30 protein-coding genes and 1 pseudogene are annotated in these 24,584 nt (G+C 52.5%); 1 reads left to right on the forward strand and 30 read right to left on the reverse strand.

The window, feature by feature from the left end:
* Positions 1 to 38: 38 nt before the first annotated feature.
* The 20 genes from A6U95_RS01290 to A6U95_RS01385 all read right to left on the reverse strand — a co-directional run bounded on the left by A6U95_RS01290 (position 39) and on the right by A6U95_RS01385 (position 18,264).
* Positions 39 to 1,268 carry a beta-ketoacyl-ACP synthase gene (locus A6U95_RS01290; protein WP_065683141.1) on the reverse strand — a complete coding sequence of 410 codons (1,230 nt, stop codon included), beginning with the start codon at positions 1,266 to 1,268 and terminating at the stop codon, positions 39 to 41.
* Positions 1,265 to 1,996: a 3-ketoacyl-ACP reductase FabG2 gene (locus tag A6U95_RS01295; RefSeq protein WP_065683142.1), complete on the reverse strand. Its 732-nt coding sequence runs from the start codon at positions 1,994 to 1,996 to the stop codon at positions 1,265 to 1,267. The genes A6U95_RS01290 and A6U95_RS01295 overlap by 4 nt, the downstream gene beginning before the upstream one ends.
* Positions 1,993 to 2,469 carry a 3-hydroxy-fatty acyl-ACP dehydratase gene (locus tag A6U95_RS01300; RefSeq protein ID WP_065683143.1) on the reverse strand — a complete coding sequence of 159 codons (477 nt, stop codon included), beginning with the start codon at positions 2,467 to 2,469 and terminating at the stop codon, positions 1,993 to 1,995. The genes A6U95_RS01295 and A6U95_RS01300 overlap by 4 nt, the downstream gene beginning before the upstream one ends.
* Positions 2,466 to 3,635 carry a beta-ketoacyl-[acyl-carrier-protein] synthase family protein gene (locus A6U95_RS01305; protein WP_065683144.1) on the reverse strand — a complete coding sequence of 390 codons (1,170 nt, stop codon included), beginning with the start codon at positions 3,633 to 3,635 and terminating at the stop codon, positions 2,466 to 2,468. Before A6U95_RS01305 ends, A6U95_RS01300 begins: the two co-directional genes overlap by 4 nt.
* Position 3,636: 1 nt before the next feature.
* Positions 3,637 to 4,224 carry a DUF3261 domain-containing protein gene (locus tag A6U95_RS01310; protein ID WP_065683145.1) on the reverse strand — a complete coding sequence of 196 codons (588 nt, stop codon included), beginning with the start codon at positions 4,222 to 4,224 and terminating at the stop codon, positions 3,637 to 3,639.
* On the reverse strand, positions 4,221 to 6,542 hold the full coding sequence (locus tag A6U95_RS01315; RefSeq protein ID WP_065683146.1) for an MMPL family transporter: 2,322 nt from the start codon (positions 6,540 to 6,542) through the stop codon (positions 4,221 to 4,223). The genes A6U95_RS01310 and A6U95_RS01315 overlap by 4 nt, the downstream gene beginning before the upstream one ends.
* Positions 6,511 to 7,116: an outer membrane lipoprotein carrier protein LolA gene (locus A6U95_RS01320; protein ID WP_065683147.1), complete on the reverse strand. Its 606-nt coding sequence runs from the start codon at positions 7,114 to 7,116 to the stop codon at positions 6,511 to 6,513. Before A6U95_RS01320 ends, A6U95_RS01315 begins: the two co-directional genes overlap by 32 nt.
* Positions 7,113 to 7,535 carry a thioesterase family protein gene (locus A6U95_RS01325; RefSeq protein ID WP_059201243.1) on the reverse strand — a complete coding sequence of 141 codons (423 nt, stop codon included), beginning with the start codon at positions 7,533 to 7,535 and terminating at the stop codon, positions 7,113 to 7,115. Before A6U95_RS01325 ends, A6U95_RS01320 begins: the two co-directional genes overlap by 4 nt.
* Positions 7,529 to 9,250 carry a glycosyltransferase family 2 protein gene (locus A6U95_RS01330; protein WP_065683148.1) on the reverse strand — a complete coding sequence of 574 codons (1,722 nt, stop codon included), beginning with the start codon at positions 9,248 to 9,250 and terminating at the stop codon, positions 7,529 to 7,531. The genes A6U95_RS01325 and A6U95_RS01330 overlap by 7 nt, the downstream gene beginning before the upstream one ends.
* A complete protein-coding gene (locus A6U95_RS01335; RefSeq protein ID WP_065683149.1) occupies positions 9,241 to 9,591 on the reverse strand; it encodes a hydroxymyristoyl-ACP dehydratase in 351 nt (116 codons plus the stop codon). The genes A6U95_RS01330 and A6U95_RS01335 overlap by 10 nt, the downstream gene beginning before the upstream one ends.
* A complete protein-coding gene (locus A6U95_RS01340; RefSeq protein WP_065683150.1) occupies positions 9,578 to 10,939 on the reverse strand; it encodes an AMP-binding protein in 1,362 nt (453 codons plus the stop codon). The genes A6U95_RS01335 and A6U95_RS01340 overlap by 14 nt, the downstream gene beginning before the upstream one ends.
* A complete protein-coding gene (locus tag A6U95_RS01345; RefSeq protein ID WP_065683151.1) occupies positions 10,936 to 11,517 on the reverse strand; it encodes a hypothetical protein in 582 nt (193 codons plus the stop codon). The genes A6U95_RS01340 and A6U95_RS01345 overlap by 4 nt, the downstream gene beginning before the upstream one ends.
* Positions 11,518 to 11,523: 6 nt before the next feature.
* Positions 11,524 to 11,775: an acyl carrier protein gene (locus A6U95_RS01350; RefSeq protein WP_059201238.1), complete on the reverse strand. Its 252-nt coding sequence runs from the start codon at positions 11,773 to 11,775 to the stop codon at positions 11,524 to 11,526.
* Between the two features lie 12 nt (positions 11,776 to 11,787).
* Positions 11,788 to 12,045 (reverse strand): phosphopantetheine-binding protein, encoded by a 258-nt coding sequence (locus A6U95_RS01355; protein ID WP_059201237.1) that lies wholly within the window; start codon positions 12,043 to 12,045, stop codon positions 11,788 to 11,790.
* Entirely contained in the window at positions 12,026 to 12,841 is an 816-nt protein-coding gene (locus A6U95_RS01360) for a lysophospholipid acyltransferase family protein (protein ID WP_065683152.1), read from the reverse strand. The genes A6U95_RS01355 and A6U95_RS01360 overlap by 20 nt, the downstream gene beginning before the upstream one ends.
* Positions 12,838 to 13,560, reverse strand: a complete 723-nt coding sequence (locus tag A6U95_RS01365; protein WP_065683153.1) for a beta-ketoacyl synthase chain length factor — start codon at positions 13,558 to 13,560, stop codon at positions 12,838 to 12,840. The genes A6U95_RS01360 and A6U95_RS01365 overlap by 4 nt, the downstream gene beginning before the upstream one ends.
* Before the next feature lie 69 nt (positions 13,561 to 13,629).
* Positions 13,630 to 14,688: a methyltransferase gene (locus A6U95_RS01370; RefSeq protein WP_065683154.1), complete on the reverse strand. Its 1,059-nt coding sequence runs from the start codon at positions 14,686 to 14,688 to the stop codon at positions 13,630 to 13,632.
* Between the two features lie 79 nt (positions 14,689 to 14,767).
* Positions 14,768 to 15,157, reverse strand: coding sequence for a hypothetical protein (locus A6U95_RS01375; protein ID WP_065683155.1), 390 nt, complete (start codon positions 15,155 to 15,157; stop codon positions 14,768 to 14,770).
* Positions 15,158 to 15,568: 411 nt separating this feature from the next.
* On the reverse strand, positions 15,569 to 16,852 hold the full coding sequence (locus A6U95_RS01380; RefSeq protein ID WP_065683156.1) for an MFS transporter: 1,284 nt from the start codon (positions 16,850 to 16,852) through the stop codon (positions 15,569 to 15,571).
* Complete coding sequence (locus A6U95_RS01385) at positions 16,849 to 18,264, reverse strand: M20 family metallopeptidase (RefSeq protein ID WP_065683157.1); 1,416 nt, start codon at positions 18,262 to 18,264, stop codon at positions 16,849 to 16,851. The genes A6U95_RS01380 and A6U95_RS01385 overlap by 4 nt, the downstream gene beginning before the upstream one ends.
* 164 nt (positions 18,265 to 18,428) lie before the next feature.
* On the opposite strand from A6U95_RS01385, the pseudogene A6U95_RS01390 reads away from it, so the two are divergent.
* Positions 18,429 to 18,962, forward strand: a pseudogene (locus tag A6U95_RS01390) (LysR family transcriptional regulator); the annotation flags it as partial.
* Positions 18,963 to 19,115: 153 nt separating this feature from the next.
* Here A6U95_RS01390 and A6U95_RS01395 read toward each other — a convergent pair.
* The 10 genes from A6U95_RS01395 to A6U95_RS01440 all read right to left on the reverse strand — a co-directional run bounded on the left by A6U95_RS01395 (position 19,116) and on the right by A6U95_RS01440 (position 24,576).
* Positions 19,116 to 19,484 (reverse strand): Mor transcription activator family protein, encoded by a 369-nt coding sequence (locus tag A6U95_RS01395; RefSeq protein ID WP_065683158.1) that lies wholly within the window; start codon positions 19,482 to 19,484, stop codon positions 19,116 to 19,118.
* Positions 19,485 to 19,496: 12 nt separating this feature from the next.
* The gene (locus A6U95_RS01400; RefSeq protein ID WP_065683159.1) at positions 19,497 to 19,904 is read right to left on the reverse strand and encodes a regulatory protein GemA; all 408 of its coding nucleotides are present in this window, start codon (positions 19,902 to 19,904) and stop codon (positions 19,497 to 19,499) included.
* Positions 19,901 to 20,215 carry a hypothetical protein gene (locus A6U95_RS01405; protein ID WP_065683160.1) on the reverse strand — a complete coding sequence of 105 codons (315 nt, stop codon included), beginning with the start codon at positions 20,213 to 20,215 and terminating at the stop codon, positions 19,901 to 19,903. The genes A6U95_RS01400 and A6U95_RS01405 overlap by 4 nt, the downstream gene beginning before the upstream one ends.
* Positions 20,208 to 20,966 carry a hypothetical protein gene (locus tag A6U95_RS31370; protein WP_065683161.1) on the reverse strand — a complete coding sequence of 253 codons (759 nt, stop codon included), beginning with the start codon at positions 20,964 to 20,966 and terminating at the stop codon, positions 20,208 to 20,210. The genes A6U95_RS01405 and A6U95_RS31370 overlap by 8 nt, the downstream gene beginning before the upstream one ends.
* 3 nt (positions 20,967 to 20,969) lie before the next feature.
* A complete protein-coding gene (locus A6U95_RS01415) occupies positions 20,970 to 21,668 on the reverse strand; it encodes a DUF2786 domain-containing protein (protein ID WP_065683162.1) in 699 nt (232 codons plus the stop codon).
* Between the two features lie 354 nt (positions 21,669 to 22,022).
* On the reverse strand, positions 22,023 to 22,547 hold the full coding sequence (locus tag A6U95_RS01420) for a host-nuclease inhibitor Gam family protein (protein ID WP_065683163.1): 525 nt from the start codon (positions 22,545 to 22,547) through the stop codon (positions 22,023 to 22,025).
* Positions 22,548 to 22,570: 23 nt separating this feature from the next.
* Entirely contained in the window at positions 22,571 to 22,804 is a 234-nt protein-coding gene (locus tag A6U95_RS01425) for a hypothetical protein (protein WP_065683164.1), read from the reverse strand.
* Entirely contained in the window at positions 22,804 to 23,097 is a 294-nt protein-coding gene (locus tag A6U95_RS01430) for a hypothetical protein (RefSeq protein WP_065683165.1), read from the reverse strand. Before A6U95_RS01430 ends, A6U95_RS01425 begins: the two co-directional genes overlap by 1 nt.
* 15 nt (positions 23,098 to 23,112) lie before the next feature.
* The gene (locus A6U95_RS01435) at positions 23,113 to 23,397 is read right to left on the reverse strand and encodes a hypothetical protein (RefSeq protein WP_065683166.1); all 285 of its coding nucleotides are present in this window, start codon (positions 23,395 to 23,397) and stop codon (positions 23,113 to 23,115) included.
* Positions 23,398 to 24,576: an AAA family ATPase gene (locus A6U95_RS01440; RefSeq protein WP_065683167.1), complete on the reverse strand. Its 1,179-nt coding sequence runs from the start codon at positions 24,574 to 24,576 to the stop codon at positions 23,398 to 23,400. It lies immediately after the preceding gene.
* Positions 24,577 to 24,584: the final 8 nt, after the last annotated feature.

The following is a 24,584-nucleotide window of genomic DNA, read 5'->3' on the forward strand; positions in this document are numbered from 1 at the left end:
CGCCTGCCGATTGGCGGTTTCCTGGTGATTAGAGTTGGTTATGCCCAGCGTTTGATAACAATCGAGGTGTTGATACCACCAAAGGCAAAGTTATTGGTTTGCAGAAACTCGCAGTCGATATGACGGGCTTCTCCCATGATGTAATCAAGTGCGCCGCATTGTTCATCAGGGGTATGCAGATTTAGCGTTGGTGCGAACCAGCCTTCACGCATCATCTGCAGGCTCAGCCAGGTTTCCAGTGCTCCACAAGCCCCCAAGGTGTGGCCGAAGTAACTTTTCAACGACGAGATCGGCACGCTGTCACCGTAGATCGCGGCGGTTGCCTGACTTTCGGCAATATCACCCCGATCGGTGGCGGTACCGTGGGCAGAAATATAGCCGATATCACTTGCTTGCAGACCGGCCATCCTCAACGACTGCTCCATGCAGATCTGCATGGTTTCACGTTGCGGCTGTGTGATGTGTGCCGCATCACAATTGGTGGCAAAGCTGACGATTTCGCCGTAGATGGTTGCGCCGCGTGCTTGCGCATGCTCCAGCTCTTCGAGGATCAGCGTACAAGCACCTTCACCAATCACCAAACCATCGCGGTTCTGATCAAATGGGGAAGGGGTGGCATGCGGTTCATCATTACGTTGGCTGGTGGCAAATAACGTGTCGAATACGGCGGCCTCGGAAGGACACAGTTCTTCTGCCCCACCGGCAACCATCAGGGTCTGATAACCGTGGCGAATAGCCTCCCAGGCATAGCCAATGGCCTGGCTGCCTGAGGTACAGGCGCTGGACGTCGGGATCACACGTCCGCGCAGGCCGAAGAATAACCCGGTATTGACCGCGGTAGTATGAGGCATCATCTGCACATAAGTGGTGCCCGTGATGTTATTGGTGTGCTTCTCGGTCAGCATGGTGGCGAATTCGCTCACCGGGCCAGTACTGCCGGTGGATGAGCCATAAGCGATACCGGTCTGGCCGTTGGTTAGCACCGGGTTACCAAGAAGCCCGGCCTGCTCCAGAGCCAATTCCGTTGCGCGGGTCGACATAAGCGACACCCGCCCCATTGAGCGTATGCGTTTACGGGTATAGTGTTCCGGCAGCACGAAGTCATCGATTGGGGCGCCCAGCAGAGTGTGCAGGCCGTCATAGACTTGCCATTCAGGCATGTGGCGTACGGCGTTTTTATAGGCCAACAATTTAGCGGATACTGCCTGCCAGTTTTCACCGAAGGCGGTAATACCGCCCATACCTGTAATAACTACCCGACGAATCATTGCATCCCTCCGTTGATAGAAATGACCTGACGAGTCACGTAACCGGCTATATCTGACATCAAATAGCTGGCAAGCCCGGCGACTTCCTCCGCCAGGCCCATCCGTTTCATCGGGATCATCGACATGGCTTCCTTTAACGCTGCCTCTTCCATTTTTATCATGCCGGTATCGATCAGCCCCGGGGCAATGCAGTTGACGGTGATCTTGCGTTTTGCCAGTTCGATCGCCAACGCTTTGGTTGCGCCAATAATGCCTGCTTTAGCCGCACTGTAGTTCACCTGGCCCCGATTCCCCATGATGCCAGAAACGGAAGAGAGCGTAAGGATGCGGCCACCTTGACGTTGGGCAATCATTGGCATGATGCAGGGCTGGATCACGTTGTAGAAACTGTCCAGATTGGTGTGGATCACCTCATCCCAATCATCATCGCTCAATGCAGGGAAGGCGGCGTCGCGAGCGATCCCGGCATTGCTGACGATGCCGTACCATGCCCCATTCTCTGCCAGATCTTGCTCGAGGACCTCCCGGCACTGCTGACGATTGCTAATGTCGAAACAGAGTAGGCGGCCTTGTCCTCCGGCAGCGGTAATTGCGGCCAGCGTTTGTTGTGCGCCAGATTCATCCTGGTGATAGTGTATCCCAACGATGAAACCGTCAGCGGCTAACTGGCTGGCAATAGCGCGTCCGATACCTTTGCTGGCTCCGGTGATGAGAATTGAACGACTCATGCAGTAGATCCCTGATTAAAAAGCATTGTTGATTCTTCTGGTGTGGGTTGGAAGGTATTGACGCGACCGGTGGCCAGCGTGTCACCTTGCGCGCCAATAACACAGTCAAAACTCCCGAAACGGTCATCATGTATCAGCAGCTTGATTTGGATGTCTAGCATTGTATCTGCTGGTAGGTAACCCGCGGCACAGACCAATTCCCTGGCTCCAAGCACCATACCGAGGGCGATCCGCTGTTCTCCTCGCTGATGACGATGCCACCCGGACCAAACGCCGATGGTTTGTGCCATCAATTCCAGTGCGTACCAACCAGGCAGCTCGCCTTGCGCATTGAGGAACGGCGCCAGCACGCTGTCGCTCCTGACCTCAACCCGGCAATGTGCGCTGTCTTCCGTCACGCTGATAACCTCTGCCAACAGCAGCATTGGGGCGTCGTGGGGCAGATATTCCGCCGGTGATAAGTAATGGCTCATGCCATCCTCCCCAGCAGGATGCTGGCGTTATTACCGCCAAAGGCGAAAGAGTTAGACAGAATGACCGGGCGCATCAGCGGTTCAGCCGCATGCAGTAAACCACAGGGCGGTAATGTCGGATCCGCCGGAGAACGGCTGAAGTCTTGCGCTGGCAGTGGCAAGTCATAGAGCAGAATAAGCGCGCTAAGAGCCGCCTCGGTGATGCCCGCAGCCCCCAGGGTATGCCCGGTTAAATGTTTGGTGGAGCTGCAGGGCACGCTTTCACCGAACAGATCGTGAACCACTTTGGATTCGATCTGATCGTTGAGCAAGGTGGCAGTTCCATGCAGGTTGATATAACCCACCTCTTCGGGGTTAAGCCCCGCGTCTTGCAATGCCTGTTCGATGGCTCGCAAGGCACCGGCACCCTGCGGATGGGGTGCCGAAATATGGTATGCATCGCTTGACTCACCTACCCCCAGCAGCGCGATGGGGTTCGGCTCGCGGGTAAGTACCATCAGTGCCGCTCCTTCACCAATTGTGATCCCACAGCGATCGCGGCCAAACGGCTGGCAAAGCGTAGTGGAAAGAGACTCCAGGCTATTAAAACCGTTGATAGGCATGCGGCTTAAGGTATCTGCGCCGCCAACAATCGCGATATCTGCCAGGCCAGCTTCAATAAGACGGCGCCCGCTGATGATCGCGCGGGCACTGGAAGAACACGCGGTGGAAAGAGTAAACGCAGGGCCATTCAGGCCCAACCAAGCGGCGAGGAAGCGTGACGGATCGCCCAGCTCTTGTTGTGGATATTGCCAGCTCGGGCTCTCTTCATGGTTGGCAACATGGCTAACATGTCGATCGCCTTCATCCAGCCCAGAGGTGCTAGTACCTAACACTACGGCGATACGGTCGGCGCCAAAGCGAAGCAGCGCGTCATCTACCACGGGCTGAATTTGCGCCAGAACGGCCAATAATAATTGGTTATTGCGGCTGCGATGTGCGGCAAGACTGTCTGGAATAGCGGGTAATTCTCCGTCGACGCCGCCTAATACCGCGTCCTGTTGGTTCTGTAACCAATGCTCACGCTTGCGCATGCCGGGCGCTATTCCTTGGGTCAGGTTGGCTGCAATCTCTTCTGTCGAGTGGCCCAAAGCGTTAATCATGCCGATAGCAGAAATGTAAATCATATCAGTCATCCAGATATTGAATGGTGATGTGGTATTTAAACGCGTGTTGCTCAATGCTGATAGGTTCACGACGATCTTTACGTTGCAGGTACGTGATCTCCGTTATCAGTTTGCCGCGCGCGTTGCGTAATTCTCGTTTATCGCCCTTATCGATTAACGTCCAGCCCTGTGGCAACCGATCTTGCCAGGCGGTAATCGGCCAGTGGCCGAGCATCACATCGGCCAAGACCTGACTGGCTGGCGGCAGTTGTGGCACCACGATCGACTGCTCGGTATGAATGCCGTTATCGTCATAGGTAACGAGAAATAAGCGGATACCTAACGAAGACAGCCCGGCCAAGGTGAGTGCATTGCTATCTGCATTTAGAATGACCAACAACGACTGGGTTTTGCCGTTAAAGCTGCCAGTCAATAATTGCTGGGACTGGATATGCTCAGTGATACCAGGAGCCGGTAGCGTGACGCGTACGCCGGGTTCAAGCCAGGCTTGCGGGCGGGAGCCATTCTCATTATGCGATGAGTGGCTACAGCCGGTAATCAATAGCACGGCCAACAGGGGAACCGCGCGCCAGAAGTCGCAATTTGTCATTTTTTTCTCTGCTTACGGTCAGGCATGGCGAGTGGGGATAGCAAGAAAGCGGTAAAGATCCCGCTGACCAGGACAATTCCAAAACTGCTGATAGCTTGAGTGCTGCTAAAGACCAGCATGCCCAGGGTTAACAACGTTGTCATCATTGCCAGCGCGATCGCCAACAACGATGTCAGTGGTGTGCCGCGTGGATTGCTGAAGAACAGCGTATAGTTAATGCCGATCCCCAGCACCAGTACCAGCGCCAGTAGCGAAAACAGGTTCACGGCATGTCCGCTAAAGGATAGGGTGGCCAGTCCGATGCTCAGCGACAGCAGCGAAGGCACCAGGCTGATTAATCCCTTACGCCAACCGAGGCGGAACACCGCACTGCAAGCGATCACCGCCAGTGCTACCAGCAGCAGGCCGGTAAGTATGGTGCGATAGAGGGCGAATAATTCGTTGAACGTATTCTTGCGATCTACCCACACTACGCCCGGTTGTTTTTCCGCCAGTGAGCTCAGAGCCGTGCTGTCGTTAACGCCTTCTACCGGTACCAGCACACCGCTTTTGCCATTGGGCAATGTCAACCACATCAAGCGCCAACCTTCGCTGGCTGGACTGTTGAGCCAATCCTCCAACGTTGCAGGTGCGGTTTGCAGATCGGGCGTGACGTCCGTTAACCCTGTATTTTGCAATGCGCGGATGACTGTAGGAGCGGCGCTCTGCAACAGGGCGAGATCCTGTTTCTGGCGTGCGAGAGAATTTAACGGGATCGTTCGAAAAGCGCTGATAACCCCCGTCTGACGTGCCTGTTCCAGTGCCGGTGTGAAGCCTTCAAGCCGTTCCAGGGTTTGCTGAGGAGTGTTGCCGTAGACCACAAACCATTTTTGATCGACGCTTTGCCCGGTGAGCTGCGTAATGGCTTTTTCCTGCGCCAGGATATCCTTCGGCAGCGCTTGCAACTGGGCAATATCATCATCGACGCGTAATGTCGCTATCCCCGCAAGAGAAACCAAAGCCAATACGACAGGTAGCCCCAGCGACAGTTTGCGGTTATGCCTCCAGGCTGCAAGCCAGCGCAGCAGGGAGATCGCGGCAGGAATAGGGCGAACTGGTAAATTGCGACATAACCACGGATGCCAAAAGATCACCGTAAGGCATGAGGCGCTCAGGCCCACAGCGGCAAACACCGCCATTTGTCGTATCCCAGGGAAGGGAGCGAGCATCATGATCAGATAGGCCGCGACGGTAGTCAGCAATGCCAATAACAGGGCATTACGCACTTTGAGCAGACTCTGCCATGGCGATATCTCGTTACCGTGCACCATGCGTTCGGTGAGGTAGTAAAGCGTATAGTCGGCAGAGATCCCAATGATGCTCATGCTCATCACTAGCGTCATCAGGTGAAGCTCACCGAAGAGCAACAACGTAGCTGCTGTTCCTGCCAGTGCACCGATGCCAACGGAAATCAGGCACAGCAGCAGCGGGCGCAGCGAGCGGAAAACTACCACGATCAACAGTATTACGCCCAGTATGGTGGCGACCCCCAGCGTAGATATGTCCTGTTTTGCCTGTTGGCTGGCATAATCACTGTAAAACAGCGTCCCACGTGAGAGGAGCTTGGCCTGGGGGTAGCGTGATGTGAGTTGATCCTCCAGCGCAGCGAGCGAAGTGACGACTCGGTGGGTTTGTTGCATATCAAATGACGATCCCGTCAATTCGCCATGCAGAAAATACCAGTAGTTCCCCAGTTCATCTTGAGTAACCAACCAGCCGTCCATCAACCGCAAACGCTGGCTGTTCTGGGCCAGAGCCAGCTGTGAGCCTCGCATCAGCATTAGCGGATCGTTGCGTAACTCTTTGCCGCTGACGCCAGAGAATGCCGAATAGAGCTGAGAAAGGACCCACTGTGCCTGGGCTTCGCCACCGTTTTGCAGGCGCTCACGCGTTGCGTTGTCGATCAGCCCATTACGATGCTGCCAGAAAAAATCGCCCCAGGCTTGTTGGTCTGCAGCACCCATCGGGCCTTTCACCGTTTCTGCTATCCCGGACTTTTGCAACTGGGTGAGCCAGTATTGCGCTACCTGCGGGTCTGCCTGTTTTCCGGGGCTGACCAGCCAGACCAACTGCTTGTCCAGGCGCTGCATAAAACCGTCGTTCAGCGCGGGAGGAATGGCACCCAATGCCTGCTTGGGCAACATCGCCAATACGCTGCTATTGATCCGGGCCTGGGGCAATAGGGCAAGCAGCACGCCAGCTAATATCAGGCATGCGGCTCCCCATAACAGCGCGAGGCGCTTGGCATTAGTAGGCGGCAAAACGTTGTCGCTCTTCATCGGTCAAAGCTGCGGGTAGCAGCCGGTGTTGAGAGAAGGTGATTTCAGTCACATCGCCCTGTTTATCGTTTAAATGGATGGTTTCCAGATAGGTTTGTCCACTCAGCACTATAGTGGCAAAAATTCGGTCCAGAGGGGTGGTCAGTGGGGTTAAGGATAGCGTCCAGCGACCCTCACCTTGCTCCTGGAAATCAATGCGGAAATTTTTCTCCAGCACCTGACGATCGGCCTGGAATAGCGCGCGCAGCAGATGATTGAACTGAAACATCTGCGGGTTGTTTTGTGCGGTAATAACCTGCGGTTGCTGGTTATTGATGATTTGCACCATCCGTGAGTCGTTGAGCATCAATGTCATGGCAAAAGGGGTTTGCTGTTGCCACAGCAAACCCTGATCGCGGGCGATCACCATTTCGCCTTGAGAACGCAGTGGCTGTGGCAGATCTTTGATGGTTCGAGCCTGAGCAAAATGGGCTCGCACTACTGGTTGTTCGGTAAAACGCTGCTGTAATTCATCCAGCGTGATGGCATTGACCCATGGACTGATCAGCAGGAATAGCAGAGGCCAGGCTTTCATGGCTGCACCCCCAGACGTTCGAACAGTATGTCCGGGCAGACAAAGCACATCTCACGGCTTTTTTCCTCTACTGCTACCTGGATGGTGTAACCGGTTGTGGTGCGTTTGCCGCTGTCGGCGTCAAAAATCTGGTAGGCAATGCGCAGGCGATTTTCGTATTCCTCCAGCGTGGCACGGACGCGAATACGTTGTTCAAAGGTCAGCGTATCGCGGTATTTCACGCGGGTATCCACCACTGGCCAAACATATCCTGACTCTTTCATCTGCCGATAGCCGTAGTTGAATTGGTTCAGCAGGGCTTCACGGGCAATTTCAAAGTAACGGAAATAATTGCCGTGCCACACGACTCCCATCATATCAATATCATGAAAGGGAACGGTCAGTTCTATCTCGCTGGTGAAACAGGGATCGTTTAGCACCCTTTGCTCCTGTCTGTGGTATTGGCCTGTTGGTCAGGCAGTTGCCAAAAATTGAAAAAATTGAACCAATCGAGCGGTGCCTGCAACGCGTAGTGTTCAAGACGCTCAGCATACTGATCAACCGCCTGTTGCAAGGCGACTTGACGATCGGCCCGCGGTAACAGCAGAGGGTCGGCAAACGGCTCGCAGTGCAAATGTAGTTTTCCCTGCTGGCGCAGGGCATAGATCAGCAACACAGGGCAACGCAATATCGAAGCCAGAATAAACGGCCCTTGAGGGAATGGGGCAGGATGGCCCATAAAGCGGCTCCAGATAACCCGGCAACTATCTCCTCGCTGCGGTTTGACAGCGATGCGATCGCCAACGATCGCCACCCATTCGCCACGATCCAGTTTGTCTTTGAGCAATATGGCGGTATCTGGGCCGATATCGGTCACTGGCAACAGGTTGAGCCCTGCCTGGGGCGCTATCTCTGCCATAATCTGTTTGAAACGCTGGGCGTTGTCGTTGAACACCAGCGCATTGATGGTTTTGCTCACTTGCAGTTGTGCCAACGCCCGGCAAGCTTCGATATCTCCCAAATGGGAGGCCAGCAGCAATTTGCCTTGCGGGGAGCCAATATCCAGCGTGGCTTCGGCATTGGGGGCGAAGACAACATCCTGCCCTAGCCGCATTTCCCCACGCCAACTGGCGATTTTATCCAGCATGGCATCTGCAAAACGTAAAAAATGGTGATAGCTGTTTAGATGCGCAGGAATGGGGAGCGAACGCGAAGTCAACTCGTTGCGTACCCGCTTCAGCCAGGCTTGTGAAGCCTGACGGGCCTGATGTGCGCCAAGCCAGTAAACCGCCACCACCGGATAGAGCAGTGGAGCAATGGCCTTTCTACCCAGTAAGCGCCAGATAGCAAGCATGATGCGCATTCCCCACAACCCCTTGATTTCTTTCTGACGTGCCCAGTGTGGGTTGGATCGACGAAAAAGCAGGGTAGGGATGCGCGGTAACATGCCGAAGAAAAGGCGGGTATGCATCAGTGAAATACGCACGTTATCCTTCAAGGCATCAAAGTGCGACAACCCATCCTGGGGGTAGGTGACGCGCGTCGGCACAAAGTAACTGGTGTTCCCCTGCCAGTAGAGGCGAACCATTACTTCCGTATCGAAGTCCATGCGTTTGCCTAGCGCCGTTTTATGCGCCAACTCCAAGGTGGGGGTAATTGGGTAAACCCGGAAGCCGCACATGCTGTCTTTGAGCTGGAGAGAGAGCGTCTCAATCCACACCCAGAAGTGAGTTACCCAGCGGCCGTAGCGCCGCGACGCTGGTATGGATTCGTCGTAAACCGGTTGTCCGGAAATTAAATCCTGGGGATGAAGCTGTGCCAGGGCAATCAGCTTGGGAATATCTTCAATGGCGTGCTGGCCGTCCGCATCGACCTGTATCGCATGGCTAAATCCTCTGCGTTGAGCCTCTTCCAATCCGCGAATCACCGCCGTGCCTTTTCCTGAATTGTGTGCAAGGCGTACTAAGGTGACATCCGCGTGAATGGTGGCCAGGCGCTCAAGTTCCTGCTGGGTGGCCTGGTCGCTGCCATCGTCCACAACCAGACAGGCCAAGCCGAAGGGTTGCAGGCGCGCTAGCACGCTTGCCATCATGGCTCCGTGGTTATAACAGGGGATCACCACACAAGGGTTAAACGTGGCACTATTCAGCGACATAATCGGATCTTCCCGCTGCTGGCTGTGCTAAGAGCCTCACCATCATGGCGTTGATAGCGGAAAACCATGATTTGCCGCTCTTCCTGCCAGTCAAGCGTCAGCGTGACGATGTTATCCGGCAATAAGGGCTGTTGGAATTTGACACTTTGAATACTGTGAAAGCGAAAATCGGGTACCAGCAGTGAGGTGGCATAGTGCATCACCCAGTCTAGTTGTGTCACGCCGGGTAGCAGAGGCTGCACTGCGAAGTGGCCTTTAAACCAGAATGAAGCCGCATCCAGCCGTAACACGATCTCGGCCTGCTGTTGCGTCTGATGGCGAGCCATCTCATGGGGTCTCATGAAACAATTCCTGTAATTGCGCATAGACGCGCTTGTTCATGCTGTTGACGGGCATCTCGTCAACGATACGCCAGTAACGAGGGATAGTGACAGGTTCCAGCCACGGGCGCAGCGCACGACGCCATGATATTTCCAGTGCTTTGCCGCCCATTTTTTGCCACTGTTGCCGAGCGTGGTCTTCAAGCACCAACAATGCGCCAATGCCTTGGCGCCCTCCGCGTGTTACCGGTAGCGCTGCGGCTTCGCGAATGCCCTCGAGTTCCAGTAGCCGTTGCTCGATCTCGCAAAGTGAAATGCGTTTCTCTTCAATTTTCACCACCCGATCGCGGCGGCCTGTTATCTGGAAGCGTCCGCTATCGTCAAATTGCAAAATATCGTCGAGGAGCAGGCCGTGCCTATCGCTGATAAGCGGAGAGATAGCGCGGATCTCGTCGGCGTCAACCATGATACGTACGCCTGGGAAGGGCTGCCAGGTTACATCAGGCTGCTGATGGTGACGCCAGGCGAGGATCCCGGTCTCGGTACTACCGTAGATTTCATCTGGCCAGACCCCTAACCAACTGGCGGTCTGAGCTACGTTTTCCCAACGCAATACTCCCCCTGCGGAGATGACCATATTCACTGGCGGTGGCGCGAGCTGGTGGTCCAGGCGTTTCAGAAAAGCCGGGCTGCTGATAAAGGCATATTGGTGGTGATTAGCCAGAGTTGCCAACTGCTCGGTGTAATGAAGCATTGCTGCATGCAGCGGTAATCCTAGCGCCATGGGTAAAAAGATACGGAAGGTGAGGCCGTAAAGGTGCAACGGAGGCACCGAGGCCACAATATGGCAGCCGGTGAGCCTGTCGGCAAAACGTTCAGCCAGTAAGGAGGCTTCGCGATCGAGGCTGGCAATGGGCTTTATGATGCGGCGTGGTCGCCCTGTCGAGCCGGAGGTAAATAGTTCGATATGGCTGGCCGGATCGAGAGTGGGTAGCGGCGGCGGGTTCTCGCTACTTTGATAGGCAGATTGGACCTGGATCAGCGAACCGCTCCAGGTCAGTGCCTGGTCGGTGAGTACGCCGTTAAACAGCGCCCGTTGTTCTTCCAGCAGCGAAACACGACTATGTCCGGGCACCACGGGCGTTTTGCCCGCATGCAATGTTGCCAATAGTCCGACGATAAACAGATAGCTGTTTTCAAAACACAGCGCCCAGCGGTCGCCTTCATGTTGTTGCAGAATGCTCACCTGTGCCGCTACGTCATGGCGTAACTGCCCCAGCGTCCAGATATGCTCATCAAGCCAGGCAATCGGGGTTTCATTGGCACGCGAAGCACTCAGCCACTGAGCCAGAGGGAGTGTCTGATTCATGCCGCGTCTCGCAATATCCGCCTGCGACGCACCAGCCATTCGCCAGCCATCAGTGCACCCATCAACAGATAGGCAATCATGCCGTTCCACAACGTCCATAACCGAATATCACCGAGCAGAACGGTAAAAAGTGCCATCGAACCGTTCAGAATGAAAAACGCACACCATATCTGGGTGACCTTGCGGGTGTAACGCACGCCTGACGGGGGGAGCTCCGGGTCCTGCAAACGGGCAAGGCGCTCCACCATTGGCATTGAACTCCACAGTGAACTACCAAATACGCCGAGCATGACCAGATTGACTACCACTGGGTAAAATAGCAGCAGCTGATGCGTTTTTAGCACATAGCTCATTAGGCATAATGTGAGACCCACGAGTGCCACGGCTTGCAGTACATAACGCATCGGGCCGCGCTGACTTTTGACCTGATAGAGGCGAAAGGCCAGCAACAAGGCGATGATCGGCAGCAGCCAGTGAAGGCTGTTGCGTGTTAGGCCAAACCAGACAAGAAATGGCCAAGCCAGTAGCGCCAGTAGAGCCACCAGTTGTATCCCTTTCAGGGACCGAGCGCCGCGCATAAACGGTTATGCTTCTTGCAATAGCTGTTCTACCGCATCGACGACATCTTGCACGGTACGCACCTGCTTAAAGGTTTCCGGCTTGATTTTCTTCCCGGTCTTCTTCTGCAGGTGCACGATCATGTCGACGGCATCGATACTGTCTAACTCAAGCTCTTCATACAAGCGGGCCTCAGGTTTGATGTCCTGTGGATCGATATCGAACAGTTTGGTCAGCAGCGCGGACACTTCCTGATAAATGGTTTGTTGTTCTGTCATAGCGGGCTCTTCTCAGGCACGTTGAGCTTGGATAAAGGATGCCAGTGTTGCCACTGAATAGAAATGTTGACGCATCTCTTCATTTTCGGCGGAAAGCGCGACACCATACTGGTTTTTAACCATCAGCCCTAACTCTAAAGCATCGATGGAGTCCAGCCCCAGTCCTTCACCAAACAGCGCCGCATTGGTGTCGATATCGTCCGCAGACAGTTCATCCAAATTCAGTGTATTTATTATGAGATTTTTAATTTCAAGGTGGAGCGCTTGCATCATTAATTCCTGACAAAGGTATAAGGCCTGGTGATAACTGATGCAAAAGATGCCGGTTTAGCTGCCTTGCGGCTAATGCTGGCTGTTGCGATTCTGCATCAAAAAAATGTTCTATCTGTACCCGCTCACGCACTTCTACCTGGAACAGGGGTTTCCTGGGCGGAACGTCATACCATCTGCTCTGTTTATCAAGCAGATGCTCGCTACAATGGATCACTGCTATGCGCACGTCACGGCGGCATCGTACGGCAATATTGGCGGCACCGCGCTGCAGTGTCATATTTTCACCAGGGCGTGTGCGTGTTCCCTCTGGAAAAATAAGTATGGTGTCGCCCTGTGCCAGGCGTTGCTGACAGGCTGGAAGCAGCGTGTCCGCCTGGCTATTGACCAGATAATCCGCAGCCCGGATCACTCCGCTCACAAAGGGGTTATGTAGCAGAGCGCTTTTTACCAGGCAGTCTGTCTCGGGCATCACGGATGCCAAAAGCACGTAATCAATCAGTGTCGGATGGTTAGCGACCACCAAACAACCGCGCTCCTGGCGTAATATATCAATCCCCTTGATGCGATAATCCAACACACCCAACGTTTTTGCTATCGATAAGAACAGCCGGAAACTGGCGGCAATGCTGCGCCGGGCTACCCGGCGGCGCTTGGCAATATCGCGCTGGAGTACCAGCAGCAGATTAAACCAGACAAGCGATAGCAGCAGGCCACCGACGCCAAACAGCACAAAGCAAAAGCCGGTCATCATCAGACGCCAAGCCCAGTTTAAACGTGCGAATAGGCCGCTCATGTACGGCTCCAGTACCACTTCAGTCTTTCACCCGCGATGGTGAACGTTGGCTCTTCGGCCAGGTAGTGTTGTAAAAACTGTAAACTTTGCGGTAGCAGGGGCTCTTCCCCTGTACCTTCTGGCTTGCTCTCACACCGTAACGTATTCCCGCGTTCAAACACCAGCGCCACCGCATAGGCCCAGGTCGGCATCTGCTCTGGCAGGTAGGTGTGGTAAAACTCGGGCAGCAAGCCATCAAAATCGACCATTAATACTCTCTGGTAACCCGCTTGGAGTAAGCACACGACCTCACATAACGCTTGCTGAAAGGTATCTAGGCCAGCAGAAAGTGAAGATGATACCAGAGGATTTTGTGCCGTGATGGTCAAGTGACCCACGGCTGAGTTATGTACCGACATGGTGAAATCAGTTGGGGAAACCGCTTGCTGGGTGGCTATGGCCTGCAAAATTCGGTAATTACGCTCCAACTCACCGTGACGACTGGTATAAAGGACCGCATCCACCGGTTGACGACGTAGCATGGCTAAACCGCATTCCACGGCCAGCCTGCTGCCTGAACTCAGGCGGCGTGCTGTCATCATGGGAAGTTCGGTCAGCTTCGATTGCGGCGCTGAGGGTATGATCCCATAGGGCTCCTGCGACCATTGACGCCACTGCGATGCGTCGTTTAGTCCGGGGGCCATAGCCTGCCAATCAACGATGTTCAATGCAAAATTCATCAACGTGCTTCCGCGGTTACTCGGTTTGGACTGTGTCATCTCCAAGGTAGCATGAGCGCTGCCCTATCATTATTGCTTTCGGCATACTAACAAGGTATGTCCAATACCGAGGTTATCGAGACGTTTTTCTACTCGGAAACCTGCCGTTTCGAGGAAACTGTAAAACTTACCGGCGCTGTAAAAGCGACTGTTGCCGTTAGCCATGCAGGTAAAATAGAGTGAGGAGGCGTTGAGGCTGAACGAAGCCGCTTCAAATTTTTGTGCATCCCAGAACAACTCCATAATGCATAGCTGAGCGTCAGGCTTCATCACCTGTTTGATTTTTTTCAGAATAGTAATAATTTGTTCCGGTGAAAAACAGTCAAGAAATTGGCTCATCCACCAGATATCTGCGCCACTGGGCAATGGTGCATCGCTTAGCATATCTACCGCATGGAAATCTATGCGATGAGATAACCCGGCTTTTTCGACATTCTCACGCGCCAGGCTAATTTGCTGCGGCAGATCCAGTAAGGTAATGCTGACGTTATCATCGTACTGGCAACAACGTAGCGCCCATTTTCCAGTATTGCCGCCCACATCATAAAGCGTTGTTGGTTTATTGTTAAATATATGGGGTAGTGCGGCATTAAATGCGGCATCTGAATAGTAGTGATCAAAAGCAAACCAGCTTTCACGTGCAGCCTTGGGCAATTGCGATAAGGCAGGGTAGATGGTCGGCCATTCACCAAACACTTTTAAACCAGCGGGTTTCTCTTCCTTAAGCGCATGTTCTAAAGAAAACAGCCCCTGATAACAAACATCTTGAGTGAAATCCATATTCACACGGGTCATGGCATCGTGGAGTAGGAAGTGCCCCACTTTGGCAATGAAGTAATAGCCGTTTTGATGAGTCACAATACGGCCACTTAACCCCATATCCAACAGCACACTAACGGCATATTCATTAACGTTGCTATTGGCAGCGATGTCCTCAAGGAGGGCGCCGTGTTTTCCTTGTTCATCCAGATAAGCTAATACACCCGTATTGCGCAGACAAAGGGCGGTTTGAAACAGCATTGGAGCAAAGGCAATCCGTTGCGCCTCAGTGATAGCATCAAGTGCACTGAGAGTGTCCTGTTGATACATTTGTTGTACAGCCTCTTTAACCGGATACAAAATAGTGACGCCAGCTTGTATCCGGCGCTAATCTAATCAATATTGGAAATTACAGCGCGGCACCAGCCGACAAATTTAACTGGATATCTTTATCTAGGTTGTGTATCCAGCGGTTGTAGCTTTTATGAATTTTCCCACCCGAGGCTAGCAGGTTGAGGCTACTGGCGTAGTCGATGGAATAATTCGTTGCGGAATAGGTGATGCGGATTTCAGCAACATGATCGCGAGCCTGGAGGCGGCCATTAATGACACCAGGGCCAGCCTGTGTCATAACCCATTCACGTTGTACACCTGCTTTCAGGATTGCAGTTCTGACTTGCGCTTCGGTATGACCAGTGCTGACCGTGCTGTTGATTTGTTGTATTGGGGCAGTACGCACACAACCGGTCAGAGTGGCTATGACGGCAAGAGCAGCACACCATTTAACGATGTTTTTCATAAAACAATTTCCTTTTGTTAGCGGGTTACAACCTAGGGGAAACTGAGCGGTTTAATTTTTTAATTAACGCCCACTGTTTTTAGCCGTGAAATTTATCAACGCATAATACTGATATCAATTAAATTGCACAAGATGGATTGGGGGAAATTACTTAGGAAAAGTCTAATTTTAAGCCTGCTTTTCCTAGAGGATTAAACCAAAATTTTCAGCATTAATGCCTATAGATAGTGGTTCGTTTGGCATGTTTTTTTGTTAGGAAAAAACCAGGGTGACATGGGAATATGCTTATTTTTTGAGGCACATCTCCCTTTATCCGATAATGGAACACCAACTGTGCTAGTGGGCAGCCAGACCACTCCCTCATTGCTGGCGCTAAATGAGAGGCCATCATTTGATGGCCTCATAGAGAGTTTAAAGTGGAGCCGAACGCAAATGCTTTCTGCTACCTAACAGTGCCCAGCCGCTCAGCAGTGCCATCATCATCAGATAATAGCTTGGTGCCAGGCTGGTCCCGGTTGCGGTGATCAGCAGGGTGCAGATCAGCGGCGCAAAGCCACCAAATACCGTCACCGCCACGTTGTAGCTGATCGCCATCCCGCTGGCCCGTGTTGCCATCGGGAACAAATCGGCCATCACCGAAGGCACCGTCGAGAAGTAGATGGACTTCAGCAAGGCCAGCCAGCCAACCATCAACATCAGCATCATTGGCGAAGTATGGTTCACCACCAGCAGGAATGCCGGGTAAATAGTCAGCAGCAGCAGGATCAGCGATCCCCACATTAACGGCAGGCGGCCGACTTTTTCCGCCCATAATCCCATTATCGGAGTGACTACCGTTAAAATCACGCCGGCTAACAGGGTCGCACTAAAGGCGGCGGAACCGGACAGATTCAGGTTTTTGGTGGCATAGGTGGGTACATAATTCAGCATGTAGTTGATGGCGGTGGAAATCACCATCAGTCCGATGGCCAACAACAGCAGATTTTTTTGATTACCGACCAGCATCTTTAACGGTGCTTCGGGTTTCTGCTGCTGTACGAAGCTGGCTGGCTCATGTACATGGCGGCGGATATAGAGCCCCACCGGGCCGATCAGTAACCCAAAAGCAAAGGGAATACGCCAGCCCCAGTCCTGGATTTGGCTTTCTGTCAGCCAGTGGGTCATACCTAACCCGAAGGCGGAAGCCATCAGCGTACTGGCGCCTTGCGTGGCAAACTGCCAACTGGCGATAAACGCCTTGCGCTCAGGGAAGTGTTCTACCAGAAAGGCGGTTGAACTGCCAAACTCCCCACCGGCGGAAAAACCCTGAATCAGTCGGGCAATCAGGATCATCAGCGGAGCCGCCAGCCCAATGGTGGCATAAGAAGGCATAAAGGTGATGATCGCACCGCCAAGCAGCATCAGGCTGATGGACATCAAAAGTGCCTTCTTGCGGCCAACCCGATCGGCGTAGGCTCCGAGCACCACAGCACCCAGTGGGCGGATCAGGAATGAGACACCAAAGCTGCCGAAAGTCAGCAACAATGAAACGGCCGGATCCTCCGTAGGGAAAAAGGCGTGGGCGATATAGCTGGCGAAAAAGCCATAAACCGCGATATCGAACCATTCCAACGCGTTGCCGATGCAGGTGGCAAACAGCGTTTTATACAAATTGGGCTTGGCCGCTACGCTATCCTGTTGGGCTATCGCGCTCATGAGGACTCTCCTGCCCGGCGTTGTGCCAGGATCGTGCTGCCATTTTCGCCCAACTCCCAGAACAGGCGAGTCATGATCTGCAATCCTTCACGAGCGATGGATTTCAACATATGCTCATTAACCCCGTGTTGACCACAGGCCGGATAGGAGTGGGGGATCCACAGCGTGGGCAGTCCCAACGTATCGGCAAACACATCATTAGGCAGCGATCCGCCCAGGTTGGGGAGTAATGCGGGTTTTTTGCCGCTGGTTTGTTGCAGGATCTCAAGTGCCCAGGGAACGAGTGGATCTTGTGGATTGAGCCTGGTGGCCGGTGAGCCGTGCAGCCATTCCACCTCCACATAGCCAAAGCCGTGTAATTGCAGATGCTGCTGGACATGGTTGACCAGATTTTGCCAGTCGGTCCCGACCACGAAGCGCAGTTGGCATACCGCCGTAGCGCTGCCGGGAATTGCGTTCATTGGCCGAGCCGGGTTGCCCGTTTGATAGGCCAGCACTTCAAGCGTGTTCCAACCATACAGGCGCTCGCTTGGGGTCAGGCCAGCTTCACCCCAGTTCTCGTCGATCGCGGGATCGCCAGCTTGGCTGCCAACGCTGAGATCGCGCAAAATGGCGCGTAGGTTGTCATCCAGAGGGGCGGGTTTCAGCGCTGCAACCTGTAACTGACCGTGTTGATTAACCAGAGAGGCGATGGCATTAGCCAGTTGTGTTCCGGGATTGCTGAGTAATCCACCCCAGTTGCCAGAGTGATAGGCGTTATCCCTGGCGTGGATGCTGAGGCGGAAATTGATGCAGCCGCGTGAACCAAGGAACAACGTGGGCTGTGTGGCGTTCAGCCGTGGGCCATCGGAGGCGATAAACAGATCGGCTTGCAGCAATTCGCGTTGCTGCTGGCAAATGGCCGCTAGCCCAGGGGAACTGATCTCTTCGCCCATTTCAAAAATCAGCTTGCTGTTGAACCCTAGTTTACCCCCACGTGCATGGAAAACCTGCTCCAGCGCCGCCAGGTTAATACTGTGTTGCCCTTTGTTATCTGCGCTGCCACGGCCGTACCAACGGTCGCCTTCTTCACTCAATTCCCAAGGCGAAAGGCCTGCGCGCCAGTTTTCGTCGTCGCCGAAAACCACATCGCCGTGGCCATAGCTCAGCAGGGTGGGTAATGAAGGATCTTCAATGCGTACGGCGATCAGAAACGGGCGGTTGACCGCTTCCGGGTTATCGAACAGTTGCAACTCAAAACCCAGTGCCCGTAACGGCGGCATGATTTCCTGTTCGAGATAGAGCAAAATGCCGGCATCGTCGTCATGCCGCTGGCTTTCGGTGGCCAGCGCGATGCGCCGCGCCAATAGGCGGCGGAATTCACCACTGTCAAAATACGCTGTCGCCAAAGCGACGGCCTGTTCACCCGTCATGATTATTTCCCCGTTGTGTTTGCGTTGTGTTGTTTTACTTGTTGTGTTTGTTATCTAAGCTAAAATCGGGGTTTGCCACAATTATCCATTTAACAAACAAGCTTTGCTTTAAAGGCAACGGTCGTTTGCTCGTTGGCAAGCTTTGCACCATGGAGAGGGACGGCATGTTGAGTAGCGAGGTTCGCTTTTTTCTGGTAGTCGCCAACTGTGGTTCACTCAGTGCGGCCAGTGAACAGCTGTTTGTGGCGGTATCGGCGATCAGCAGGCAGATCCAGCGCCTGGAAGTACAGGTTGGCACGCCATTGTTCGAACGCCACGCGCGGGGGATGGTGCTGACCGAGGCCGGGCAGATTTTTGAAAACCATATTCGTAAAAGCCTGTTGAATATTGAGCAGGCGGTGGCAGAAATCAAAGGGTTGAAAGCCGAACGGCGTACTGCGCTACGCGTGGCCTGTAGTAATGGTGTGGCCTTTATGCTGATGCCACAACTGATGGCGCGTTTTCGTGCAGAATACCCGGCTGTCAGCTTCGTGCTGACGGTGGCAGACACTAAAACGTTGGCGCGGTTGGTACGCAATGGCGAGTGTGACATGGTACTGCAGTTTAGTTTGCACCCAGAGCGGGGCGTTGAGGTAGCGGCTTCGTGGCCTGCCCCGGTCTTGTTGTTGATGAGAAAGGATCATCCTTTAGCGGACAGACTGATAGGGAGTGAGATAAATGATACTGGGTGAGCGAGATAATTAGGGGATATAGTGAGTCTTTAGAGGATATAGTGGGACAAGTTCTGTAAAACATTTCCAGTATGTGAAACAAAAAACGGGGCGGAAAATTTCAAGCTCCCGCCCACGAATTTACTCCTCTTCGCCGAACATATCCAGATCAGGCTGCACCCTCTTAACCAGGCTCTTCTGCACACGCTTCAGAATTCGACGTATCACCGCCTCGGTAAGACCATACTTCTGACTTAAATATCCAGTGTTACGGCCATTAGATTCAGCGTGGATCTGCCAGTCACGTTTCGCCAACTTGAAGAAATGGTCTTTGGGAAAGACAAAGTTTTGGCCACCATACTTTTCACAGATGAGATCAGCTACTGCAACGCCAAGCTGCTCTGCAGCCTCTGATGTCATGCCGAACTCTAGTCCAAGCCCGGTAACGCTCTCAGATATGTCGGTAAGCAACGTGTGGCGCTTCTCTTCCATTACAGTTACGGTTTTCATAAACACCTCGTCTTACTTACGGCCCAGCCACTGCTTGAGCTTCTCAATAGCCTGGTGGGCCTGTTCTGGCTCTTGTTGCAGCCATACCAACTGAGCCACACCAGTCTCCCGCAGCAGCCAGGCATCAAGGGCTTTTTGCGACTTATCCCTCACCAGTCCAGCCTTAGCCAAATCCTGCCACAACACCCAGATTTTGCGGCCCATTGGGAAATCAGCCATAGGCATTTCGCGAGGCTTGCCTGAAATCTTGAACCCGCGACCACGCAGGTGGGCGAGAACGTTAGCCAGTTGCCTATCATCCATCTTGCTGCATGAGTCTTTGCCGGTCAGGTTCTGCAGCATCACGCGGTAGGCATCATCGGATACATCCAGTTTGTTTCGGGCGATATGTATCAACTGGATGGTTTTGGCCCGGTTCATGAGTCCTCCCCGCCATCAGGGGCAGTATAGGGTTCTGGTAAGTGTGACCAGGCAATCACATCCTCTTCATTGTGATACCAGCCGCCAATAGATGAGCAGGTATCAACATCGACATACCCGTCAATAGTGGTAACGAGCAATCGAGTGAGCATTGGTGGTTCAATATCATTAATGTTCCATTCGATAGCTGTGGCGGCTGTAGCATCTGACCAAGCAACTGAACACAAACGGCCACCTAAAATATTCATGCCAGCACTAACTGCAGGGGTATGCCCATCGGGAAAGTCGACAACAAAAGTGACCTTACTCATGATTTTCACCTTTTTCATTGCTTACACGGTCTAAACGTTCAATTTCGGCAAGGATTAGCGCACCGGCTTTAACCAGTTCACGACGGCGGTCGCCAAATTTTGCAGCCCAGTTGTTCGGGCAGATAGCTTCCGCCCAATTTTCGCCGTAGCCTGTTTCTTTCGCTGGCCAATCTCGACAGGCTTCAGGCATGGCGTAAAGTGCAGCAAACGCGGCTATTTCGTCGTTAACATGCTCGTCGTCGTGTTCTGGAGTCCAGCCTTTAGCGTTAACTTGCCGTAAGCGTTCATCAACAACAGCAGCGATGGCGGGGCTCTGACCAGGTTCTGTGTTACACATTTTGATCTCACTGAGCATAAGCAATGCATACTTCAGCGAGTCCTGAGCTTTTTGGAATTTTGCTGCTAAATCTGTAGCTAATTCCTCCAGTTCTGCAATACGTTCCTGGCCATGAGCTATTGGGTTTTGAATTGAATCGATAGTTAGTTGCAATTGTTGAGAAAGTTGCTCCGCTACCTCGGTGCGCTCTTTCCATTCAACAAGCAAACAACCGGCATCTGACAACGCCATTTTTGTCTTTTGCAATTCTTCAGATTTGTCCTCTAGTTCACCCAGAATTGAAATAATGGCTGGCCCGGTAGCTACCTTACGAAACTCTCCCCAATGGGGATTCATTGCAAGAATGGCATCTTCAGCAGCTCTGCGAAGTGCTAGCTTTTCTTTAAATGTTAGCGGGTCGTATTTAATTACCATTGCTTATGACCTCCCGATCCGTGCATATTCTTGTTGAGAACTCTTAACAGCATGATGCAACTTTGCTTCCTGGCCAGCCTGGTACCCAGCCGATTTGGCAATATCATCCCCTCTGCATTTTTTGGCAGTTCTGGGATCAAGGGTTTTATGCCCAAACTCACTCTTTAGCCGGTTGTAATAGGCTGTCATCAACGTTGTTTCAGGTTCGCTGACAATGAAATTTTCAATAACCTGCCGCGCACCCAGCACCCAACCTTCGCAGAACTGGTCAGCGCGGTTGATCTTGGTGCTGCGTTTAATACTTTTACGCTGAGAGGCACTAAACTCATTCCTGGCTTTAATTAGCTGCCGAGAAAGCACATCGAAACCATATGCAGCTATTTGTGGGCGTTCGTTTGGGCCATAGAAAACAACCACTCGGCGTGAAACGTTATAGGAGTGATAACAGCGTACGCCAAACGCGTCACAAATCATGCTAGCCAAGAAGGTGGCATAACCAGGGACTTTCACCGCATTAGATGGCGCACCCTTGCTGCTGAATTCATCGATATCCATTAAATCGACATCGGTTTCAGTCAGGTTATGCGCCCGCATCAGGTTTTGAGCCTGGCTAATGGCATTAGCCGCTTCATTCTGATTAGTGCTGCGCCTGGCTAAATTCAACAGCTTTTTAATTTTGGCAAGATACTTTTCGTTATTCATATATCACCTTAAAAAGTAAATAAGAAGACAGAACCATTAAAGCTAAGCTGGAGTAAAAGAATATGGCTACGCCGACTGATACATTCCTGTTTAAGATTTTCATGGGAAATTCCCAATGCTATTGACTGGAAATTGGCGTAAGCCAGCCAAAACTGATTTACGCCATGTTTATTTACGCTTGCGGTTAGAGAGCTTCCAGGTCACCAGTAGGTACAAATGTGTTATAGGATTGCCCGCAATGCGGACATTTCAGGATTAAATCAACACACCAGACACCATCATGGCCTTGCATGATATTTGCCTGTTCTAAGTCAAGCTCGTTGACTTCTTTTTTACAGCTTTTACATGAAAGGCTCATTCGCTGGCATCCTGTTCAAAGGGAACGATGGCGAAATCTTCCAGGTCACGATTAATCGTAATGCCTGGAATGTTTTTAACAGCGTCCTGCTCGTTTAATATCGCCTCCTTATTAATTTCCTCTTTGGAGCGAATAAAACGGATGAGTTTTAATTTCTTCAACGCTTCCATTACCGACTCAACACCTTTAATGGTGCAGCTCGGTGGCCGGTTGCGCCAAACAATCTCACCCGTTGTCAGGTTTACGGTCTTTGTTTTGCCGTCCTGTGTCAGTTCCTTGCGGTTGGCTTCGCACCAGGTCTGAATGCCGGTTTGGAAACTGGCGATTTCAGCCTTCAGCCTCTCCATTTCGGGCGAGTGATATTGCGTGACCGCCGCAATTTGATCATTCATTTCCGTTTCAGTACGGGTTAACTGACGCTGTAAATCACCGAGGGTTTTAATACCATCAATAACCTCAGTTTTCGATTGAGCGACGTACAGAGCCGCCGCAGCTTTAAGCCGCTTTTTACCTTTAGCCATTTTGCTTACCTTCTAATAAAGAGTTACTTGGTTTGTGGTACTAACTCGAACGTGATGTCTTCTGGGTCATTTTCATAACAGCAATCTTGAACGCCAAGACCATATTTACAGGCTATTTCACCAATGAGACTATCCAGGTCGATACCTTCTGCACAGATACGCTGATATTTTTCAAAATCTGCCTTATCCATCTCGACGGTTTTATCTAAATGGATATGCTGATTAGCGCTGATGCTTACCGTCACTTTTCCAGTCATCAGCGCTCCTCCCAAACAATCCGACAATTGCCCATTTGGCACTGATATTTTTTAAAGGGGCCGTTATCGTCTGAGCCGTGGCAATACAGCACAGCCTTGCCACCTTTAACCAACTGCTCAGTATTACTATCAGCCTGGACAACCAACGTTGGGCGGCTGTGCTGAACAATATCAATCCTGATAACTGTAAACCCGATGGCGGTGACTGACGTTAGAGCATGACTTGCACTACCTAACGCCATCTGAATTGACATGCTATTAATATTGACCGTGAGGTTTTGACTCATGTTCATAGCGAAATGCCTCCATTAATCCATAAATAAAAGGCCGTGAGTATAGTCATAGGTATTAATAACAATATTGTCGTCAGTCTCGCGAGAGCTGACATTCAGTGTTGTAGACTTACCATGACACTCGACGGAAAGGTTTAGGTTGCAATATCCCGCAGAAACTACAGTTGCGTTCGCCATACCAGGATAAGCAACCAGCATCCGCATCGCATTGGCGACATCCGCATGTACCAGGTTATCAGGGAAAATAATCGGTATTTCCCTGGCCATCGGCTTATCTACGCGCAACATGATGTATTTCATCTACAGCCCCTTAATAACGTTAGCGTCGACCATTGGTGCGCCAATTTCAGCGGCCAGGTTCATCGCCGCAATAGATAAATTGCTGACGGCCAGCGGGTACAAAAGGCTAACCACCCCCTTGCGCCCCCCAACGTTATTGCTGAGCCTGGCCCGGATAGCATCGATAGCCCTGGCATCGAAAATGTCCGTGATCGGCTTGTTGATACGCTCAAATTTGAACTTCAGGAACGCCTCAAGATGCGTGTCCAGTGGCAGCAGATTAACGACCTCGCAGCGTTGGACGACTTCACGCACTTCCTGATTACGTTCTGACAGCTTCATGGCTAGTTCTGGTTGGCCCACCAGGACGATACTGAGCAGCTTTTTAAAACCATTCTCCAGCTCAAAGAACCGCTTGAGGTGTTTCAACGTTGGCAGCGGTAGCGAGTGGGCCTCTTCGATGATCAGAACGTGACTGTAACCAGCATTACTGCTGTCTTTCAGTACCCGGTGCAACTGACGATAGCGGGCTTCCTGGCTGCGCTTGACGTTCTCCAGCGGGGCAATGGTATTTATGATGGCCTCAGCGATGCTGGTCGCCTTAAGCGTCTTACCCTTGCTGTCGTTGTCTTCCATCGCAATGATGTACGGCTCGATCACGATCACCGGCGCATGCTCACTGTTGATGCGCTCAATCAAGTCGCGGCGCAACGTGGACTTCCCCGCGCCAGACTCACCGACTACAGCCAGGAACCCGCCGTGCCGGGCAGTCTGGTACAGCGCTTCGCGAACATAGCGAGTGTCGGGGGTCATGAATACATCATCCGCACCCTGGAGGGCTTCGTCGGCGAACGGGTCGCGGAACAAATTAAAATGTTTGCGTGTCGCTGGATGTAATACCTGCTTTGCCATTAACATATTGTCGTCTCCTTCCTGTACCGCTGGGGCGTGTGCGGTTTGTGAGATGTTTTCGGTACAGGCAGTGTCTGCTGCCTGTACCTCTTCAAAAGCGGCCACTGCATCTATGCCGCGTCCTGCTAAAAAATCACTGATAGACTGGCGGATTTCCGCTGTGCGGCGCTTAGGCCAGACAGCGTGATTAACCAGTTGAGATATCGTTGGCTGAGACACCCGCGCGACTGCCGCGATGGCGCTCTGCTCGATACCGTGGGCCTGCATTAAACTTTTGAGTACCAGCATGATCCCCC

The sequence above is a fragment of the Serratia sp. 14-2641 genome (genome assembly GCF_001692375.1).
Taxonomy (GTDB): Bacteria; Pseudomonadota; Gammaproteobacteria; order Enterobacterales; family Enterobacteriaceae; genus Chania; species Chania fonticola_C.